A 19,829-nucleotide genomic window follows, 5' to 3' on the forward strand; every position below is an offset into this window, starting at 1 on the left:
CGGGCTTATAATTTATTCATATGACATCCAGAGAACGTGTATGCCGATCCATGCACTTCAAAAACCCTGATCGTATTCCGGTTCAGTACTATTACTGCCCTGTGGGGTATTACGAACATGGGGATAAACTGAACGATCTTTACGCAGGATTGAAAGGCGATTTTGCCCCCATTGTCAGGGTGAAGCCCCCTGCGCCGCCCGCTTCGGACTTTGATGCAGAGGGAAAGTACCACGCCTTCAAGAAGGACGAATGGGGTGTCCTTTGGGAATACAGGATCTACGGTGTTACAGGCATCCCAAAAGAATATCCTTTGGCTGATCCGGACAGGATAGCTTCCTTTACAACGCCGCCGCTTCCCGCCATTGTCCCGCCACCCGCTCAAATTTCTGGCAACAGCTTCTACCGTCTCGAAGGCTGCGGTTCCCTCTATGAACGCATGATCGCCCTGCGGCCCGAGGCGGATGTGCTCTGTGACATCATTTCGGATGAACCCTACATACACAAACTCGCGGATAGTATCATTGGGTATGACGCCGCTCTTGTCGAACGGGCAATAGCTTCCGGCGCCGATGGTATAGCCTTTGGAGACGATTACGGTACTGAACGGGCCATGTTGATGAGTCCCGCCCTATGGCGCTCATTTTTTAAACCCCTATTGTCTGCCCTCTTCAAACCTGCAGTTGAGGCGGGGCTGGATATACACTTCCATTCCTGCGGCTATATTTGGGACATTCTGAGTGATTTTGCTGAAATCGGGATTACTTCGATTTGGCCTCAACTTCCCATATACGATATGGGCTGTCTCGCTGCCCGCTGCCGCGAACTGCGCCTTGCCGTCGCAATTCATACCGACCGGGCCAGAACCATGACCTATGGCTCCCCTTCAGATGTACGGGAACTGGTATTGAGGGAGTGCGAGACGTTCAAACTGCACGATGGGGGCGGTTGGTTTTATATTGAGGCCGATAATGGCTTCCCCTTCGCCAACCTTGCGGCTCTGGTTAATACGATAAAGGAGATTCGATAGTGGGCTGGTATCAATTTACGTTTAATAGTAACTTATTGAAAATAAGGAAGCAAAGCGTCTCTACGGCAAAAAATTGAGCCTCATGGGAAACCTCCAAACTACCCAGGTGATGCTAAAAGGAAGCCCTGCCGATGTTGAGCGGGCTGCAAAAAAGGCCATAGATGACGCCGGCGCGGACGGCGGTTTTCTCCTTTCCACAGGGGATCAGTGCGGGCGGGATACACCGGAAGCAAATATTTTCAAACTTGTGGAAACAGCCAAAATATACGGTAAATATTGATGCAAACAAGGAAGGCGTATGACATCCAGAGAACGTTTTAACCGTGCCATCAGGCATGAAACAGCAGACAGGGCAGTTTTCGACCTTTGCGGCTGCCCCCAGACCCTTATCGACTATCAGGAAACCAGGGACAGTCTCAAGGCGTACTTCGGCCTTTCAGGTACGGACAAAGGCGGCTTCCCCCTGGATGAGCGCATCCTCGATTTTTTTGACATCGATACCCGCATAGTTGGCGGTATGCCTACACCCAATACAGTGCATAACCGTACCGAAGGAGAAATCCATTACGATTCCTACGGCATAGGGCACAAACCAATCAATGGCCATTTTGAAATCTGCCATAATCCCCTGAAGGATGCAAGTATGGATGAAATGCTAGCATATCCCCTGCCCGATGCTTCCAAAATAGATCGCCAGCTTATTCGTTCCTGGGGAGAGAGGGCCAAATATCTGCATGAGAACACTAATTATGCCATTATTGCAGAACATCCGGTACTCGGCGTATTCGAAATAGGCTGCTGGCTCTTCGGCTTTGATGATTATCTTTACCGTGTCGCAGCTGAGCCCGAACTAGTGCACGAATTTTCCCGGCGTATTCTTGATTACCAGAAGGCGGTTATCGATATTTACTATAGCGAGCTGGGGCCCTACATAGACTGCACATCTTCGGGGGATGATTTCGGCATGCAGACCGGAACTTTCATGTCGGTGAATATGTTCAACGAAATGATAGCTCCCTATTTTTCGGAGCGCATCTGCCATACCAAAAAATACACTTCTGCCTTCTACGAGCATCACACTTGCGGCAGCGTCCATTCCCTCATACCAAGCCTGATTAAATGCGGTGTTGACATTATCAATCCTATTCAACCCGGGACCTATATGATGGAACCGGAACGGCTTAAAAAAGATTATGGCGCCCAAATTTCATTTTGGGGCGGCATAGACACCCAGGAACTACTGCCCCGCGGTACGCCGGAAGAGGTAGAAGAAAGGGTAAAACAAATACTCTCTATCATGGGGGATGAAGGGTACATACTCTCACCGGCTCACTGCATACAGCAGGACGTGCCTGCCGCAAATATTGCAGCGATTTATTCGGGAGCCAAAAAGTTTTACAAGGCCAGGGGGGAATAGTTTGGCTTCCAGAGGGGAACCTCGATCTTCGATCTCGGCTGGGGTTCCCGGCACCCGCAGTAATGCACTTATATCGAAGGAACACAACAGAAAACTGCTGCTCCGCCATATTCTCAATACCTCTGTTTCAAGAATAGAAATTGCATCCCTCACCGGCCTTACAAGGGCAGGCGCAGGGGTAATCGTGGATTCCCTCATTAAAGACGGATTCCTGGAAGAAGAGCTTACAAAAAAACCGGGCAAGGGCAGATCTCCCAAAGCACTTTACATACGGGACACAGCCCTCTATGCGGTGGGTATCAATATTACCCGTTCGGGCAGTTCCGCAGGTATTTGCGGCCTTAATGGAAAAATAATCTGCGCTAAATCCTTTCCTGTTAAGCATAGTCGGGAAGAAACTATCGATCTGATTCACAATGAAGTAAAAAAAATGCTTAAGGGGTTAAAGATAAATCCCCGCAGTGTTGCCGGTGCAGGTATTACTACCCCCGGCCCGGTGGATTCCATTAAAGGCGTCATTCTCAAACCCCCCGATTTTAATCATTGGGAATTTTATCCTATCGCTGAAATTTTTGAGGAGAAATTGGGTATCCCGGCATACCTTGAAAACAACTCGATTGCCAGAACCATCGAAGAGCAGTATTACGGCGTAGGAAAATTATACGAAGACTTTATAAACCTTGTGGTAGACAACGGCATAGGCGGTGGCATAGTAGTCAACATGAAACTCATCAAGGGTGTGGGAGGCTGCGGCAGCGAGCTGGGACATATCACCATCAATAGCCAGGGGAAACGCTGCTACTGCGGCAACCCCGGCTGCCTTGAAATGTACGCCAACCCCAAAGCCTTTGTTACCGAAGCTGTCAAGGCCGGATACAAAATAAAAAGCTGGGACGAGATAGCCCTCCGTGCCGAAGCGGGAGAGGCGTATTTTAAGAACATGGTAAAACGCATGGCTTTCTACATTGCTTCAGGCTGCACCAGCCTCATCAACCTCTTTGAACCCCAGGTGATTATTATCTCAGGCGAGCTGAACCAGCATAATACTACGCTGATAAAATACATACAGGATGAAGTGAACAAGAGCAGAATCAACCGTGATGTACGGGAAGTAGCCATCCTGAGCTCCGACACTGACAAGAGCCAGGGGGTAATGGCCGCAGCCACCCTGGTCTTTAGCTGCTATCTTTCAAGTCCTATAAGGTAAGCATCCTGGTAAATCAACCGCCCAGGTAAGCTGCTTTAACCGCATCATCCTTCATAAGATCCTGTGCCGAGCCGCCTTTGATTATGGCGCCGGTTTCAAGTATATAGCCCTTATTCGCAAGGCCAAGGGCCTTGTATGCATTCTGCTCCACCAGGAGTATAGTAGTTCCCGCCTCATTAATGCGCTTAATAACTGAGAAAATTTCATCTACCAGGATAGGCGCGAGCCCCATGCTCGGTTCATCAAGCAGAAGGAGCCTGGGCTTTGCCATGAGGGAGCGGCTCATGGCAAGCATCTGCTGTTCGCCACCCGAGAGGGTACCCGCAACTTGCTTATGGCGTTCCTTTAAGCGGGGAAATATGCCATAGACCATTTCAAGATCCTGGGCAATAAGATTCCTGTCCTTCCGGGTATATGCGCCCATTTCGAGATTATCCCGTACTGTAAGATTGGCAAAAATCCTGCGTCCCTCGGGAACCTGCACAAGACCGGAAGATACAATTTTGTCGGGGGACAAAGAACTTATGTCTTTTCCGTCAAAAAAACAGATCCCGAACTCTTTTTGATGATATTGGAAATAGCATGGAGAGTGGTGCTTTTCCCGGCGCCATTGGAGCCAATGAGGGTGATAACCTCACCCTTCCCTACTTCGAAGGAGATGCCCCGCAGGGCCTGAATGGCGCCATAGTGGACTGCCAGATTTTTAACTTCAAGGAGCTTATCCATTGGCGGCCTCCACGGCGTCTGCGCCAAGGTATGCTTTAATTACCGCAGGATTACGCTTAATTTCTTCGGGGAGGCCTTCGGCAATAGTGCGTCCGTAATCCAATACCATAAGGCGTTCGCAAATACCCATTACAAGGCGCATATCGTGCTCAATAAGAAGAATGGTAAGCCTAAACTCTCTGCGGATCAGGGTGATAAGCTTCATGAGCTCATCAGTCTCCTGTGGGTTCATGCCCGCAGCAGGTTCGTCCAAAAGAAGAAGACAAGGGTCTGATGCCAGGGCCCGGGCTATTTCAAGTTTGCGCTGTTCGCCATAGGGAAGATTCCGCGCCAGTTCATGCTTCTTTTTTTCTATCTTGAAAAGGGAGAGCAGCTCATTTGCCTTGCCGATCATGCGCTCCTCATCCTCAAGAAAACCAGGCAGCCTAAAAAGAACCTGAAAGGGGTTTGTCTTCCTCCCTCCATGCAGCGCGATGCGTATGTTGTCTTCCACTGTAAGATTCGAAAAAAGCCTGATGTTCTGGAAGGTCCGGGCAATGCCAACGCGGTTAAGCTTATAGGGGCTCATGCTCCCTCCAAGATAAATATTCCCCTGCCTGTCCCAAAATTCCATTTGCCCAGCGCTCGGCGCATAAATCCCCGAGAGCATATTGAAAACTGTGGTCTTTCCGGCACCATTAGGCCCGATAAGCCCCACCAGCTCCCCCTGGTACAATTCGCAGGAAAAATCGCTCACCGCCTTAAGGCCGCCAAAAACAATGGAAAGATCCTGAATCTTGAGGCGCAGCTCTTTGCCGCTCATTTTGCGCCTCCCTTGACTTTGCTTTTGCGGGCCAACAGCCGGTTCACCAGCTTAACAAAGGAAAGCTCCTTCATGCCCAACAGCCCCTGGGGCCTGAAAAGCATGACCAGTATCAGTATAAGCGGATAAATGAGAAGCCTGTAATCCTGCAAAAAACGGAGGAATTCCTGAAGATACGTTAAAACATACGCTGCCAATATAGAGCCGGTCATGGAGCCCATGCCGCCAAGCACCACATAAATCAGGAAGTCTATGCTTCTTAAAAATTGGGCTATATCAGGTTTCACAAACCCTACCACCATGGCATAAAGGGAGCCGCCAATGCCCGCAATAAAAGCAGCTATTACAAAACCTATCATTTTATAACGGAAGATATTGATGCCATTGGAATTAGCGGCAATTTCATCCTCACGGCAGGCCATAATCGCACGGCCATAAGTGGAACGCAGGAAATTTTGCAGCAGCGCGAGCACTACAATCAGCACCGATGTAACAATCACAAAGGCAAGCTGACCGTTCAGTACCATGGAAGTTGTAAACTGCCTTCCATTGGGACCGCCTGTGAGGGGCTTGATGTTGATAAAAACCACACGGATTATTTCGCCAAAGCCGAGGGTCACAATGGCAAGGTAATCCCCCGAAAGCTTAAGCACCGGAAAACCGATGAGGAAGCCTGCAAAGGTGGTAAGCACCGTGGCGAAGGCTGCCGCCAGAGGCAGAGGCAAATGCATATCAAGGTTGAAAAAAATGCAGGCATAAGCCCCGATTGCAAGAAAGCCCGCCTGGCCTAAAGAAAGCTGCCCTGTGATCCCCACAATCATGTTCACCGACATGGCCATAATGGCGTTGACGCCGCCCATGGTGATAATGTGGGCAGTATAGGCATCCAGTACCCCTATCTTCATCAGGAGCAGTGGTAGTATTACTGCTAATATTCCTACAATTAGCAGTATTAGTGTTGAACGAAGCGGAAATTTCCCCTTCATAATTACACCTTTATCCTTAACTTTTTGCCCAAAATGCCTGTGGGCTTGATCAAGAGGACAATGATCAGAATGCCGAATGAAATAGCATCGCTGAACTGGCTGGAAATAAAACCTTTGGTGAAGGTTTCGGCAATGCCAAGTATAAAACCCCCAAGCATTGCCCCAGGTATGGAACCTATGCCCCCAAGGACAGCCGCCACAAAAGCTTTGAGCCCGGGCATCATGCCCATGAGGGGATTCACCTGGGGATAAGCGGAAGCGTAAAGCACACCCCCCGCTGCGGCAAGTATGGAACCAAGCGCAAAAGTAAAGGATATAATACCGTTAACCGAAATACCCATGAGGCTTGCGGCGCCCAGATCAAAAGAAACAGCCCTCATGGCCTTTCCGCGTTTGGTATAATTCACTATGTAATTCAGGCCCAGCATCATCAGCCCCGACAGCACAATCACAATTATCTGTATATTGGAAATTGAAAGGCTTCCTAACTGGAGGTTGACCACAGCGGGCCGGGGGAACTGGCGGGGGTTGGGCCCAATAAAGGGCAGCACTCTGGCGCCGTTTTCCAGTATTAAACTTACCGCGATGGCGGTGATCAAAGAATTTAGGCGGGGAGCGGAACGGAGCGGGCGGTAGGCAAGACGTTCGATGGTAATGCCGAAACCGGCGCAGATAATCATGGAAACAATAAAGGCAACGAGCATGCCCACAGGCCCGGCGCCTATAGCTCCCAAAACAAAGAAAGCCGCATAGGCCCCTACCATGAGTATATCGCCATGGGCAAAATTTATGAGCAGGACTATGCCATAGACCATGGTATACCCCAGGGCTATTAGGGCATAAATCGAACCCAGAGATACGCCATTTATCAACTGTTGAAGAACAATCATATAACGCCTTCAGGACAGGGAAGAGCTTGCCCGTCCCTGCCCTTCCCTATTTATTTGGGATTGACCGTGGTCTTGTATGCGTTAGAGAGCTTGCCGCCCTTGTTGACGATTTCGAGAATAGCAGCGCCCTTGATGGGGTCGCGGTTGGCGTCAAAGCGGATATTTCCGGTAACATAGGGGCCGTTGATCCTTGCCATAGCGGCTTTTACCGCAGCGGTGTCGAAGCTTCCGGCTGCCTTGATTCCATCGGCGACCAGCATCAGAGTATCGTAGCCGAGGGCCGCGAACTGGGAAGCGGGGTTATGGAACTTGGCCTCGAAAGCCTGCACAAAAGCCACACCCTTGGGGTCGGTAGTATCGGAGGCAAAACCTGCTGACCAGAAACCATTGAGTACTTCGTCGCCAGCGTTATCGATAAGACCGTCCCATCCGTCACCGCCCAGGAGAGCGCAGTTAACGCCCTGGGCCCTGAGCTGCTTGGCGATCAGGGAAACATCGTTGTAATAGTTGGGGAGGTACACTACATCGGGGTTTGCTGCCCTGATGCGAGTGATCTGGGCGTTAAAGTCCACGTCACCAGTCTGATAGGCTTCATCGGCCACGATCTGGCCCTTGTCGGCCAGGAACTGCTTCCGGAACGCATCGGCAAGACCGGTATTATAATCGGCGCCCGCATCGTAAAGAATGGCAGCCCGGCGGCTTCCCAAAGTATCATAGGCAAAATCTGCGCCTACTACACCCTGGAAGGGGTCGATAAAGCAAGCACGGAAAATATAATCCCCGGCCTTGGTAACATCGGTGTTGGTAGCAGAAGGCGAAATCAGGATGACTTTGGCCTGCTGAGCCAGGGAAGTCATGGACATGGTGGCCCCGGAAGTACTGGAACCAAGAACAAAGGAAACCTTATCCCTGGTAGCAAGCTTGGTGAAGGCATTTACCGATTTTTCGGCATTTCCTTCGTCATCTTCGGCGATAAGGGCCAATTTCTTGCCCAAAAGGCCGCCTGCAGCGTTGATCTGCTCGATAGCCAGGAGAGCACCGTCTCTGGACTGGGTACCGTAGAAGGCCACACTGCCTGAAAGGGGAAATACCGCGCCGATAGTCACGGTATCGCTGGACTGACTACCACCGCCTGCAAAAGCCAGAGAGGCCGCACAACAGAGCGCCAAAAACACTAAACTTAATTTTTTCATCTTTTCCCTCCTTATTGAAAAAAGCTGAATTCAAAGAGAATATTAGCGTAAATTGACGAGAGTGTCCAGCATTACGGGACGGTACTGCCGGCCGGTACAGGAGCACCCTGTAGCAACAGCAGCGGTCTTCCCCTTTATCCGGCCTGAAACAACTGGTTGTTTTCTATTTAAGATACTGCCTCAGGGTAGATATCACTTCTTCCAGATCCAGAGGCTTACCCACATGGCCATTCATGCCCGCTTCGAGGCACTTCTCCACATCTTCACGGAACACATTGGCAGTCATGGCAATTATTGGAATCTGTGGAACCTGCTTTGCAGCAGAGCTTTTTTCCAACTCTCTTATTTTCCTTGTTGCCTCATAGCCGTCCATTTCGGGCATTTGAACATCCATGAAAATCATGTCGTATTTCCCGGGGTTTTCCGTAAAGAGCTTTACCGCCTGGACGCCATTCTCGGCGCAATCTATGGCAATCCTGGTTGGTTCAAGGAGGGAGAGGACAATTTCGCGGTTGATATCTACATCTTCTGCCAGAAGTATAGTACTGCCTCCAAAGGCGCCCTCATCCTTCTCCGCTTCAGCTTCGCCCCCCTGACCTTCAAGCTGGATTACCTTTTCGTCCTTTCCCTTCTCGAGAACTGCGGTAAAGATAAAAGAAGCTCCTTTGCCCAGCTCTGACTCTACCCAGATATTCCCGCCCATCATCTCCACAATGCGTTTGGAAATCGCCAACCCGAGGCCCGTGCCGCCGTACTTGCGGGAAGTGCTGGAATCGGCCTGTTCAAAAGACGAGAAAAGCCTGCCCTTCTGTTCAGGACTCAGGCCAATACCCGAATCGATAACACTCACCTTAACAGTATAAGTACTCGATATAACAGCATTACTAACCGTATTACTGTCAGCAATATCATTGCTTTTACCATCAGAACCGGGCGCCAAATCCGCTTCCAGTCTGATAGATCCACCCTCGGGTGTAAACTTGACCGCATTGGACAACAGATTTGCAATTACCTGTGCCAAACGCTGATCGTCGCCTTTGAGCATTGCCGGTATAGAGTCGTCTATACGGACAGAAAGGTTCTGGTGTTTTTCTTCAACCTTGAAGTTGATGACATTCACCGTTTTTTGGACCATTTTTTCAAAATTGAAGTTGGCAAAGGAAAGAGCAAACTTATTGGCTTCTATCTTGGACATATCAAGTATATCATTGATAACACCCAAAAGGTGGGTGGAAGCATCTTCTATCTTTTTAAGGCAGTATTCCTTCTTTTCTATATCGTCTGAACCTTTGGCAATGGCGGTCATGCCTATAATGGCGTTCATGGGGGTACGCATTTCATGGCTCATATTGGAGAGGAAGTCGGTCTTGGCCTGGCTCGCCCTTATGGCTTGTTCCCGTGCGGCATCCCGCTCTTTTTCGCGAATATCCCGCGTGATAGCCCCTGCAACAACACTCGACAGGGTACTTAAAAGCTGACGATCGCTTTCAGTCCAGACACGGGACTTAAAACATTCTTCAATACTAAGGAGGGCCCACATCTTCCCGTCAATATATAAAGGCGCCCAGATAAAGGCTTTGACATCAACGATCTTCATTATCTGCCAGTCTTTATCAGCATTGGTATCATTGCAGTAAACCGTAGGAATAACGTCGGGCTGTTCTTTGGGGAAAGTACTATGAATAAGATCGTTAAGCCCTGTCTTTGCAGGATCGGTAAACACTGCGTCGGTTCCGCACCAGAGGTAAACAGGCCGACTGATATCAGAATCGGCATCGGGAACCCCTACGAGTATACGGGTAACGCCCATGAATTCCCCGGCAATGCGCAGAGCCTCGTTGATAAGCGCGGTACTGTCCCTGGCGGAAATAAAGTTGCGGGAAAGGACAGACATAAGTTCCTGCTGTTCAAAGCGTTTTGCGTAAACCGCTTCTTTTTTCTTATAAATAAAAAAACTCAAAAAACCGGAGCTTATGACGAAAACAATTGATAATACGAGCAGGATTGAAAGTATCATTATCCTGTTCTGCACATCGATCACCTGCTCATCAGAAACATCCACCCCTGAAAAAGCAACAACCTCGCCTGTTTCGCCAAAGATAGGCGCATAGGCGGTGAGGAGGCTTTCCCAGCCCTGGGCATAAGTGCCAAGGCCTGTACTAACAGCAGTGCGATGTTTGATAACCCATTCTATGGCGTCTTCCATGGGCCAGGGTTCGGACGCAAGGTCCACCTTGGTTTTGGGATCCACGTCATTATCAACAATATATAAGGCTGAAGAACCATCAGGGCTAAGGCGGAAATAATAGGCGTAGAGTATGTGGGATTCTTTACTGAATGCAATGAGCCGCTGCTTGACAAGGCCATAGATAGGCTTTTCCATATCCTTGACGGTTACCAATTCATTTAACTCATCAGCAGTAATAAGGGAAGCAACACTACGGGCTGACGCGAGAAGGCGTTCATCAATGCTTTCGGAAAGATATGTTGAAATATAATTGATCAGTACATTGGTATAAATAGAAATAACAAGAACCAATACAGCGGCGACGGAGAAAAGAAACACCGCCAGGTTATTAAAAACAACAGCCTTTAGTTTTTTGGATTGATTCATTTCTCACACCACTGCTGCATACACAGCAGGCGAACAAAAAAAACAATGGAGCCCTGTATAAACAGGGCCCCTATGAGTATCATTAGCTGAACTTCGCTATGGGCGCAAAGGTCTCTTCTTTGAGGGCAGCGCCGCCCACAAGGGCGCCGTCTATGTCTTCCTTGGCCATAAGCTGGGCCGCGTTCTCTGCCTTAACCGATCCGCCATACTGAATGACTATCTGTTTTGCAGCCTGGGCCCCGTAAAGCTTGGCGATCACGCTGCGTATGTAGGCGTGAATGGCTTCGGCATCATCAGGAGTTGCGGTCTTGCCGGTACCGATGGCCCATACAGGCTCGTAGGCAATGGTGATCTTTGAAAGTTCCTCGGGGGTAACACCGGCGAGGCCCTTTTCAGTCTGGCGTTTGCACACCGCTTCGGCCTTTCCCTTCTCTCTTTCTTCGAGAAGCTCGCCAACGCAGAGTATGACTTCAAAACCGTGCTTCAGGGCCAGCTTTACCTTCTTGTTGATAAGGGTGTCGTCTTCCTTGTAAATGTGCCGCCTCTCGCTGTGGCCCAGAATGATGGCGTCGACGCCGAGATCCTTAAGCTGGAGTACGGATACTTCGCCCGTATGGGCGCCTTGTTCTTCGGGGGCGCAGTTCTGGGCGCCCAGCAAGATGTTGGTACCTTTGACAATTGCGCCCACTGTTTCGAGGGCGGTAAAAGTCGGGGCCACCAGGTACTTGTGCTTCCCGGGCTTGAGGGCTTTTACCAGGGCTTTGGCAAGGGCCGCCGCTTCGGCGCGGGTCTTGTGCATTTTCCAGTTTCCGGCGATGAAGTAATCCCGGGAACGGGTAACTTCGATGCCGGGAAGTTTTTTGCCTTCCAGGAGTTCGAGGGAAGCGCCGCCGCCTGTGGACACATGGCTCATCTTGGAGGCAAGGCCGAATTTGTTGACCGCCGCCACCGAGTCACCGCCGCCTACAACAGTGATAGCACCGCGGGCTGTGGCTTCCGCCACAAGTTTGGCAACCGCTTCGGTTCCCTTAGCAAAGGCGTCGAATTCAAAAACCCCTACAGGGCCGTTCCACACTATAGTCTTGGCCTTGGAAAGAACTTCCTTGTACTTGGCAATGGTCTTGGGACCCACGTCAAGGCCCATGAGCTTCGCCGGGAGGTTTACATTATCCACCGCTACAGGTTCTGCTGCGGCGTCGAATTTATCGGCCCCGACATGATCCACGGGCAGCACTATTTCTGCGCCCACTTTCTTGGCGGTTTCGAGGATCTTTTTGGCAGTGTCTATCTGATCATCTTCGACAAGGGACTTGCCGATCTTTTTGCCCTGGGCCTTGAGGAAGGTATAGGCCATGCCTCCGCCTATGACGAGTGCCGAGGCATTCTTGAGGAGGGATTCCAGAACCGCGATTTTGGACGACACCTTTGCGCCGCCGATTATGGCCACCAGGGGTTTCACAGGGTTGGTAACAATGGGTTCAAGGTAGTTCACTTCTTTTTCCATGAGGAAGCCCGCCACTGAAACCGGTACGAACTTGGCAATGGAAGCGGTGGAAGCGTGATCCCTGTGGGCAGTGCCGAAGGCATCGTTCACAAAAATATCGCCGTATTCGGCAAGGGCCTTGGCGAGCTTGTCCCGCTGTGCATCATCTTTGGAAGTTTCTTCCTTATGGAAGCGGGTGTTTTCGAGCATGATGATGGTGCCGGGCTTCTGGGAGTCGATGAGGGCCTTCTTGCCGTAGCAGCTATCCTCGCCTGCGAAGACCACGGGCAGTTTGAGCTTCTTCGACAAATAGGCGGCCACAGGCGCCATGCGGTGCTTGCCCTTGATGTACTTGTCGAGGTCAAAGGTCTTGCCGTCTTTTTCGGCCTTGCCCTTGGCTTTTTCGGCGTCCTTGGAAGGATCCCCCAAATGGCTCATGAGGGTAAGGGTTTTGACGCCCTGGCCCAGAATGTACTTGATAGTGGGAATAGCCGCCGTGATGCGGGTATCGTCCTGTACGACCCCGTCCTTCATGGGGACATTGAAGTCCACCCGCATGATAACCCGCTTGCCTTTAAGGTCTACGGTTTTTACTGTCTTAATCATTTTATACCTCTGTAAATTGAATAGAAAAAAAGCCCCGGCCCCCAGAACGGGACACGGAGCCTTTTTGTGTTTAACAACCTTTCAAATGCTTATTTCTTCTTTGCGGCGCCGTCCATATAGGTAAGGAGATTTACTACCTTGTTGGAATAGCCCCATTCGTTGTCATACCATGAAACCACTTTGAAGAATCTCTTTTCGCCGGGGAGGTTATTCTGCTTGGTAGCGAGGCTGTCGTAGATGGAGGTATTGGAATTGTGGACGATGTCGGTGGAGACGATTTCTTCATCCGCATAAGCCAGGATTCCCTTGAGGTAGGTCTTGGATGCCTTAAGCATGAGTTCGTCAATTTCCTCGATGGAAGTATCTTTGGCGGAGGTAAAGGTCAGGTCTACCACGGAGCCTGTGGGGGTGGGTACCCGGAAGCTCATGCCCGTCAGCTTGCCCTTGGTTTCGGGAAGCACTTCGCCCACGGCCTTTGCGGCGCCGGTGGTGGAGGGGATGATATTGATAGCCGCAGCGCGGCCGCCCCGCCAGTCTTTCTTGGAAGGACCGTCAACGGTTTTCTGGGTAGCAGTGTAGGAGTGAATGGTGGTCATAAGGCCCTTTTCAATCCCGACTTTCTTGAGGAGCACATACACCAGAGGCGCAAGGCAGTTGGTGGTGCAGCTGGCATTGGAAACAACGTGATCCTTGGAGGGATCGTATTTGTCGTTATTGACGCCCATTACAAAGGTGGGGATCTTCTTTTCCTTGCCCTTGGCGGGAGCGGAAATGATGACCTTCTTGGCACCTGCGGCGAGGTGATCGAAGGCTTTGTCGTCGGTGAAGAGACCGGTGGACTCGATAACATATTCGACCCCGAGTTTCTTCCAGGGAAGTTCCTTGAGATCCCTTGCGGCCATGACGCACTGAACCTTGTGGCCATCCACAATCAGCACATCGTCGTCAGCGACGGACGCGCTGCTTTTGGCGGTTTCGATCTTCGCCTTCATTCTACCCTGGGTAGAATCATACTTGAGCTGATAGGCAAAATATTTCGCGTCTGTAGAAATATCCGTTACCGCTACGACATCAATTGTTTTGCCCAGAAGCTTCTGGTCCACAATTGCCTGAAACACAAGGCGGCCGATGCGGCCGAACCCATTAATCGCAACTTTGATCATTTAAGACCCCCATTTAAGATATAGATTTATGATATAAATACTATACAACATGAAGAGAAAAGTAAAGACCCCGCCGCCTATAGATAGCATAGATTCCGGCGAGTGGAGCAACACGAGGCTTTTGCAGCTCATCTGGCCCCTCATCATAGATCAGATACTCATGGTCCTCATCGGCATTATTGATACCGTCATGGTAGCCTCCCTTGGCGAAGAAGCCGTAGGGGGCGTTTCCCTGGTAGATTCCATCAACGTCCTCTTTGTGAGCCTTTTTACTTCCCTCACCACCGGCGGGGCTGTAGTATGCAGCCAGTACCTGGGCCGGAAAGATCCCCAAAATGCCTCCAGTGCTGCAAAACAGCTCATCCACATCACCACCCTCTTTACCCTGTTTCTTGCCCTTCTTATGTTCTTTGGAAGGACCTTTGTATTACGCCTCATTTATGGCCATATAGATCAGGGCATTATGAGGGAGGCGGAAACCTACTTTTTCTACACCTCCCTAAGCTACCCCTTCATAGCCCTCAACACCGCAGGGGCGGCCCTTTTCCGCAGCATGGGTAACAGCCGTATAGGCATGTGGATCTCCCTTTTGATAAATATCCTGAATTTTTTGGGGAATGCCCTTCTTATGTATGTTTTCCACATGGGGGTTGCCGGAGCCGCCATTTCCACCCTCATAAGCCGCTTTGTCTCGGCCATCGTCATACTTGCCCTGCTGCGGAATTTGCGAGGCGCACCGGTCAACATACGGGGCTTCTTCAAAACCCGCTTCATGCCTTCCATTATCAAGAGCATGCTGAGGGTAGCGATCCCCAACGGCATAGAAGGCGCCACCTTTCAGGTGGGGAAGCTGGCCCTGGCCCGCCTCGTCTCCACCTTCGGGACCGCTGCCATAGCCGGCAATGCAGTAGGCACTATCTTCATGACCCTGGGAAATCTCCCCGGCATGGCTGTAGCCTATGCACTGCTCACCGTGGTTGGCCAGTGCATAGGCGCAGGAGATTATGATGGAGCCAAACGCTATACCCGTAAACTCATCATATATAGTTATATCGCGATGGGCATCTTCAACACCCTCATCCTCGTTTCCATGCCTTTGGTGTTTCACCTTTTCGCCCTCTCCTCCGAAGCCTTGGCCTACGGCAGGCTTTTCGGCATCATCTTCTGCACTGCTGCCATGCTCATCTGGATCCCCGCGTATTGCCTTCCTTATTCGTTGAGGGCGGCAGGCGACGGCAGGTACACCATGATAGCCGCCACCTTCGCCATGTGGCTCGTGCGGGTCGGGGTTGCGTATCTTTTAGCATATGCTTTCGGGGTGGGCGCGGTATGCGTGTGGATATCCATGGTCTGCGAATGGGCCGCAAGAGGAACCTGCTTTATCGTACGCTGGAGAAGCGGCAAATGGAAAGAACAGCGGGTTATCTGATTACTTCCCCATGGAAGCTTTTTCCGGAATTATTGCCGAGAGGTATTTCCGCCGGGATTCCACCAGGGACTGAAGCTCCGAAAGCATGGCCTTGTCCACTTCTTCCGCAATGGGATAGATATAGCGGACGGTCTCCTCGGTATACCGGCTGATGAAATTGTAATTGATCACAAAACCCAGGGAAATCATATTGGAGATCCTGTCAGCTACTTTCAGGATCTTGGAGTTCTTTGATCCCTTTTCGAGGATGCGGGTAAGGAACTCAGGCTTGGTCTCGTTGGGAAAGCGGGTTACTTCCAGCACCAGGCTGTACACATCGGAACTTTCAAAATCAATCTGGAGCAGATTGTTGTGGTTAAAATCGGGAATATCCTCGATAAGATCATGCACTATCGAAGCCTTAAGCAGCACCGAGTCGATGTAGCCGTAATCGATGAGAGTAGCCATGGTGTCAAGCTGATGCCGGAACATGTTGCCCCCTCCCTCACGGGTCTTGCCAATGAGGGCGGTTGCGAGCTGCATATAAGGCGCCAAATAGGTGCCATTTAGGCGCAGCATCTCTTCGGTGGTCATTTTTCCCCCTATGCCATATCGCGCAGCCAGGATTCCAGCTTGCCCGTCCTGTCCAGGGCATCCGCCAGTTTCCGCTTTTCCCCTTCAACCAATTCAGGCGGGGCATTCTTCAAAAAATTTTCATTGGCCAGCTTTGATTCAAGGCCCCCGATGAATTTTTTATCCTTCTCCAGTTCTTTGGCAAATTTCTGTTTCAATGCAGCCGTATCCACTGCCTCTGCGATATGCACAAAAGCTTCGAAACCCGCTCCCGCAAGCCCGATGGAACCGGCAGGTTTTTCGCCCCCTGCGGCAGCCTCGGCAATTTCAAGCTCCCCAAGGCCTGCCAGGAGTTTGACCAGGGCGGCATTTTCTTTAAGAAAGCCTATTCTGCCTCCGGAGGGCATACGCACAGTAACCCGGATCTTCTTGTCGGGGTTCACGGTACATTCGCTCCGCAGAGTGCGGATCATGCGTACGAGATCCTTGAGGAAACCAAAGTCCCCTTCTGCTTCGGGATCTTCCTTTTCCTTTTTATATTCGGGATAGGGGGCCGTAATGAGAAGGCTTTCGCCCCTAATCTCAAGGGGCAGGCGTGAATATATCTCCTCGGTAACAAAGGGCAGAAGGGGATGAAGCAGCCTGAGGGACTCGGCAAGCACTGTGAGCAGCACCGTGGTTGCCCTGTCTTTTTCCGCCGCCGCCTGATCCGAGTCGTCGCCTGAACGCATGGAAAGCTTCGTGGCCTCCACATACCAGTCACAGAAATCATTCCAGAAATATTCGTAAGCCGTGGACGAAGCATCGTTAAAGCGGTAGGAGAGGAAAGCCTCCTCCATGGCCTTTGCGGCGCCGTTGAGCCTTGAAATAATCCACTTGTCTGCGGGAAGCAGCGGAGGGTTTACAACAAGGCTCCGGCCCTCAAGGTTCATCAATATATACCGTGAAGCATTCCAGACCTTGTTGGCAAATTTGGAACCCATCTTGAAAGATTCCTTGTCCACCAAAAGATCCTGGCCCTGGGCGCACATATAGGCCAGGGTGAATTTGAGGGCATCGGCCCCGAACTCGTCCACGAGCTCCAGGGGGTCAAGGCCGTTGCCGAGGCTCTTGCTCATCTTCCGGCCCTGCTTGTCGCGGATAAGGCCGTGCATGCAGATATCCCTGAAGGGCGCCTTGCCTGTAAACTCAAGGCCCGCCATGATCATCCGGGAAACCCAAAAGAAAATTATGTCATAAGCTGAAATTAACGCAGTCGTAGGATAAAAAGTTTTGTAATCCGGGGTCGTACAGGAATTGTTCTCCCAGCCCAAAGTGCTGAAAGGCCAAAGCCAGCTTGAAAACCAGGTATCAAGCACATCAGAATCCTGGTCCATCTCTTTTGAACCACAGTGGGGACAGCAGGAAGGATCTTCCCGGGCCACCGTAAGTTTGCCGCAGCTTTTACAGGTCCAGGCCGGAATACGGTGGCCCCACCAAAGCTGGCGGCTCACGCACCAGTCGCGGATATTTTCAAGCCAGCGCTGATAGGTGTTCTCCCATTTTTTGGGATAGAAAACGATCTCCCCATTGCGCCAGGAGGTCAGGGCCTTTTCCGCCAAAGGCTTCATGCGCACAAACCACTGTTCCGAGAGGAAAGGCTCTATCACCGTATGACAGCGGTAACAATGCCCCACGGCGTGGGTGATTTTTTCATCCTTGATAAAGTAATCCCCCGCAACAAGATCCTCAAGCACGATCTTGCGGGCCTCGGCAACAGAAAGCCCCCGGTATTTTTGGGGAACCTCGTCATTGAGCTTCCCGTCGGGGGTAAGAATATTGATCACCTGAAGATCGTGGCGCTTTGCCACTTCCCAGTCATTGGGATCATGGGCCGGGGTAATCTTCACCACACCTGTGCCAAAGGCCCTGTCCACGTAGGTATCGGCCACCACGGGGATTTCACGGTCCGTCAGGGGAAGCTTTACCATCTTGCCGATGAGGTGGGCATAACGTTCGTCCTCGGGGTGCACCGCCACTGCCGTATCCCCCAAAAGGGTCTCGGGCCGCGTGGTCGCCAGTTCCACAAAAACACCTTCGCTGCCCGCTACAGGGTAGCGAAGGTGATACATTTTTCCCGGCGTATCCTCGTGCTCCACCTCGTCGTCCGCCAGGGCGGTACCGCAGGAAGGACACCAGTTCACAAGGTAGTTGCCCTTGTACATAAGATCCCGCTCGTAGAGGGTCACAAACACATCCCTCACCGACCTTGAAAGCCCTTCGTCCAGGGTAAAACGCTCCCGCGACCAGTCCACACTGGCCCCGATACGGGACAGCTGATTGGATATGATGGTCCTGTGCTCGTTGATAAAACTCCAGGTTTCTTCGACAAATTTCTCCCGCCCCAGCTCGCGGCGGTTTTTCCCCTGTGATCGGAGACGCTTCTCTACCACGTTCTGGGTGGCGATCCCCGCATGATCGGTGCCTGGCACCCAAAGGGTCTTTTCACCCTTCATACGGTGGAAGCGTATTACAATATCCTGAAGGCTGTTATTCAGGGCGTGGCCCAGATGCAGTATGCCCGTTACATTGGGCGGAGGAATCACAATAGTAAAAGGGGCGCTCCCCTCGGCGGTAGGCTTAAAGCAGCCATTGTCCTTCCAGAGGGCATAGATCCTGTCTTCAAAAGTTTTGGGGTCGTAAGCTTTTTCCAGTTCAATAGCCTTCATCATTGAATATAATATACCCCACTAAATCTTAATTTTCAAGGAAGAAAGGGAGGCTGTATCCGAAGTGCAGCTTCCATTGCATCGATTATGGAATCGGGGGTGGAAGCCCCCGCAGCAAGGCCTATCACTGAATATGCAAAAGCTTCGGAAGGAATTTCGTCAGGGGTTTCTACCAGCCAGGCTTTCCTGGCCACACCGCTTCCGTCAAGCCTTGCGAACTCCGCACGGGCGATATCCAAAAGACGGCGGGTATTGGCTGACCGTTTCCCTCCTGCAATGATCATACCGTCCACCTTCGTGCAGAGATCCCTCAATGCCTCCTGCCTGTCCCTGGTTGCACCGCAAATAGAATTGATTATTTCAAGATCAGGAAAAATCTTTTTTATCCCCTCCCCTATCGCCAGGTATTCTTCAGGAGTAATGGTAGTCTGTCCGATCAACGCAGTTTTAATGTTTTTATTTTTTTCGCATAACTCTTTCGCCGCCCGTTCCGCTTCGTCCTGATCGCCCACCACCGCACAGAGCTCCGAGGCAACATAACCCTGCATGCCGATTATCTCCGCATGGTTTTTTTCACCGGCAAGAAAAATCCGATACCCCTGGCTTGCCAGGGCTTTTGCCTTCATCTGGCTAGCCTTAACACGGGGACAGGTAGCATCGACAACATGAGCCCCACGGCGTACAAGATCGGCCTCGATTTGAGGCGCAACCCCATGAGCCCTGATTATAACTGTCGAATTATCAAGACAAGAAGGAAGATTATCTTCTTTTAGGATCTCAACTCCCAGCCCCTTCAAACTTTCCAGGGCCTGGGGATTATGTATCAATGGTCCCAAGGTATAGACCCTGGAACCAGTATCTGCGGACGGAGCCTTGGCACCCGGCAGAGCCACAGCCTCGGCGGCCATATCTACCGCCCTGCGGACCCCCATACAGAAGCCTAAAACCTTGGCCCGCCGAACTTCCATATAAATCTGAATTCTTTAAGAATTTCTAACCGCAAAGTCAAAAAAGCGCACAAAGTA

Annotated in this window: 15 protein-coding genes and 2 pseudogenes; 5 read left to right on the forward strand and 12 right to left on the reverse strand. The window is 51.0% G+C overall.

The features are described from left to right. Window positions 1–20 precede the first annotated feature (20 nt). Genes TREAZ_RS12195 through TREAZ_RS12210 form a run of 4 tightly spaced genes read left to right on the forward strand, consistent with a single transcriptional unit; the run spans window position 21 to window position 3,652 of the window. A complete protein-coding gene (locus TREAZ_RS12195) occupies window positions 21–1,028 on the forward strand; it encodes a uroporphyrinogen decarboxylase/cobalamine-independent methonine synthase family protein (protein WP_148257809.1) in 1,008 nt (335 codons plus the stop codon). 34 nt (window positions 1,029–1,062) lie between these two features. Beyond that, window positions 1,063–1,308 (forward strand): uroporphyrinogen decarboxylase family protein, encoded by a 246-nt coding sequence (locus TREAZ_RS12200; RefSeq protein ID WP_280990967.1) that lies wholly within the window; start codon window positions 1,063–1,065, stop codon window positions 1,306–1,308. Window positions 1,309–1,326: 18 nt separating this feature from the next. Then, window positions 1,327–2,445, forward strand: a complete 1,119-nt coding sequence (locus TREAZ_RS12205) for a uroporphyrinogen decarboxylase family protein (RefSeq protein ID WP_015712178.1) — start codon at window positions 1,327–1,329, stop codon at window positions 2,443–2,445. A gap of 1 nt (window position 2,446) precedes the next feature. Continuing rightward, on the forward strand, window positions 2,447–3,652 hold the full coding sequence (locus TREAZ_RS12210) for an ROK family protein (RefSeq protein ID WP_015712179.1): 1,206 nt from the start codon (window positions 2,447–2,449) through the stop codon (window positions 3,650–3,652). Between the two features lie 13 nt (window positions 3,653–3,665). On the opposite strand, the pseudogene TREAZ_RS12215 reads toward TREAZ_RS12210, so the two are convergent. From TREAZ_RS12215 to gap, 9 genes and pseudogenes are all read right to left on the reverse strand, one after another. Beyond that, window positions 3,666–4,378, reverse strand: a pseudogene (locus tag TREAZ_RS12215) (ABC transporter ATP-binding protein). Next, window positions 4,371–5,180, reverse strand: a complete 810-nt coding sequence (locus TREAZ_RS12220; RefSeq protein ID WP_015712180.1) for an ABC transporter ATP-binding protein — start codon at window positions 5,178–5,180, stop codon at window positions 4,371–4,373. The pseudogene TREAZ_RS12215 and the gene TREAZ_RS12220 overlap by 8 nt, the downstream one beginning before the upstream one ends. Then, on the reverse strand, window positions 5,177–6,166 hold the full coding sequence (locus tag TREAZ_RS12225; RefSeq protein WP_015712181.1) for a branched-chain amino acid ABC transporter permease: 990 nt from the start codon (window positions 6,164–6,166) through the stop codon (window positions 5,177–5,179). Before TREAZ_RS12225 ends, TREAZ_RS12220 begins: the two co-directional genes overlap by 4 nt. Window positions 6,167–6,168: 2 nt before the next feature. Then, on the reverse strand, window positions 6,169–7,056 hold the full coding sequence (locus TREAZ_RS12230; RefSeq protein WP_015712182.1) for a branched-chain amino acid ABC transporter permease: 888 nt from the start codon (window positions 7,054–7,056) through the stop codon (window positions 6,169–6,171). 50 nt (window positions 7,057–7,106) lie between these two features. Continuing rightward, on the reverse strand, window positions 7,107–8,249 hold the full coding sequence (locus tag TREAZ_RS12235) for an ABC transporter substrate-binding protein (protein WP_015712183.1): 1,143 nt from the start codon (window positions 8,247–8,249) through the stop codon (window positions 7,107–7,109). Between the two features lie 163 nt (window positions 8,250–8,412). Beyond that, the gene (locus TREAZ_RS12240) at window positions 8,413–10,863 is read right to left on the reverse strand and encodes a GAF domain-containing hybrid sensor histidine kinase/response regulator (RefSeq protein ID WP_015712184.1); all 2,451 of its coding nucleotides are present in this window, start codon (window positions 10,861–10,863) and stop codon (window positions 8,413–8,415) included. 82 nt (window positions 10,864–10,945) lie between these two features. After that, window positions 10,946–11,710, reverse strand: coding sequence for a triose-phosphate isomerase (tpiA, locus tag TREAZ_RS18490; RefSeq protein WP_280990968.1), 765 nt, complete (start codon window positions 11,708–11,710; stop codon window positions 10,946–10,948). Continuing rightward, window positions 11,708–12,952 (reverse strand): annotated as a pseudogene (locus TREAZ_RS18495) (phosphoglycerate kinase); the annotation flags it as partial. The pseudogene TREAZ_RS18495 and the gene tpiA, both read right to left, overlap by 3 nt. A gap of 89 nt (window positions 12,953–13,041) precedes the next feature. Continuing rightward, the gene (gap, locus tag TREAZ_RS12250) at window positions 13,042–14,112 is read right to left on the reverse strand and encodes a type I glyceraldehyde-3-phosphate dehydrogenase (RefSeq protein ID WP_148257926.1); all 1,071 of its coding nucleotides are present in this window, start codon (window positions 14,110–14,112) and stop codon (window positions 13,042–13,044) included. A 52-nt stretch (window positions 14,113–14,164) separates the two neighbouring features. Here gap and TREAZ_RS12255 point away from each other — a divergent pair, with 52 nt between their 5' ends. Next, window positions 14,165–15,544, forward strand: coding sequence for an MATE family efflux transporter (locus TREAZ_RS12255; protein WP_015712187.1), 1,380 nt, complete (start codon window positions 14,165–14,167; stop codon window positions 15,542–15,544). On the opposite strand, the gene TREAZ_RS12260 is transcribed toward TREAZ_RS12255, so the two are convergent. Genes TREAZ_RS12260 through ispH form a run of 3 tightly spaced genes read right to left on the reverse strand, consistent with a single transcriptional unit; the run spans window position 15,545 to window position 19,772 of the window. Continuing rightward, window positions 15,545–16,117 carry a hypothetical protein gene (locus tag TREAZ_RS12260; RefSeq protein WP_015712188.1) on the reverse strand — a complete coding sequence of 191 codons (573 nt, stop codon included), beginning with the start codon at window positions 16,115–16,117 and terminating at the stop codon, window positions 15,545–15,547. Window positions 16,118–16,125: 8 nt separating this feature from the next. Next, complete coding sequence (locus TREAZ_RS12265; RefSeq protein WP_043923499.1) at window positions 16,126–18,804, reverse strand: valine--tRNA ligase; 2,679 nt, start codon at window positions 18,802–18,804, stop codon at window positions 16,126–16,128. Window positions 18,805–18,839: 35 nt separating this feature from the next. Beyond that, window positions 18,840–19,772 carry a 4-hydroxy-3-methylbut-2-enyl diphosphate reductase gene (gene ispH / locus TREAZ_RS12270; RefSeq protein ID WP_015712190.1) on the reverse strand — a complete coding sequence of 311 codons (933 nt, stop codon included), beginning with the start codon at window positions 19,770–19,772 and terminating at the stop codon, window positions 18,840–18,842. Between the last annotated feature and the right edge of the window lie 57 nt (window positions 19,773–19,829).

This window comes from Leadbettera azotonutricia ZAS-9, assembly GCF_000214355.1.
Taxonomy (GTDB): domain Bacteria; phylum Spirochaetota; class Spirochaetia; order Treponematales; family Breznakiellaceae; genus Leadbettera; species Leadbettera azotonutricia.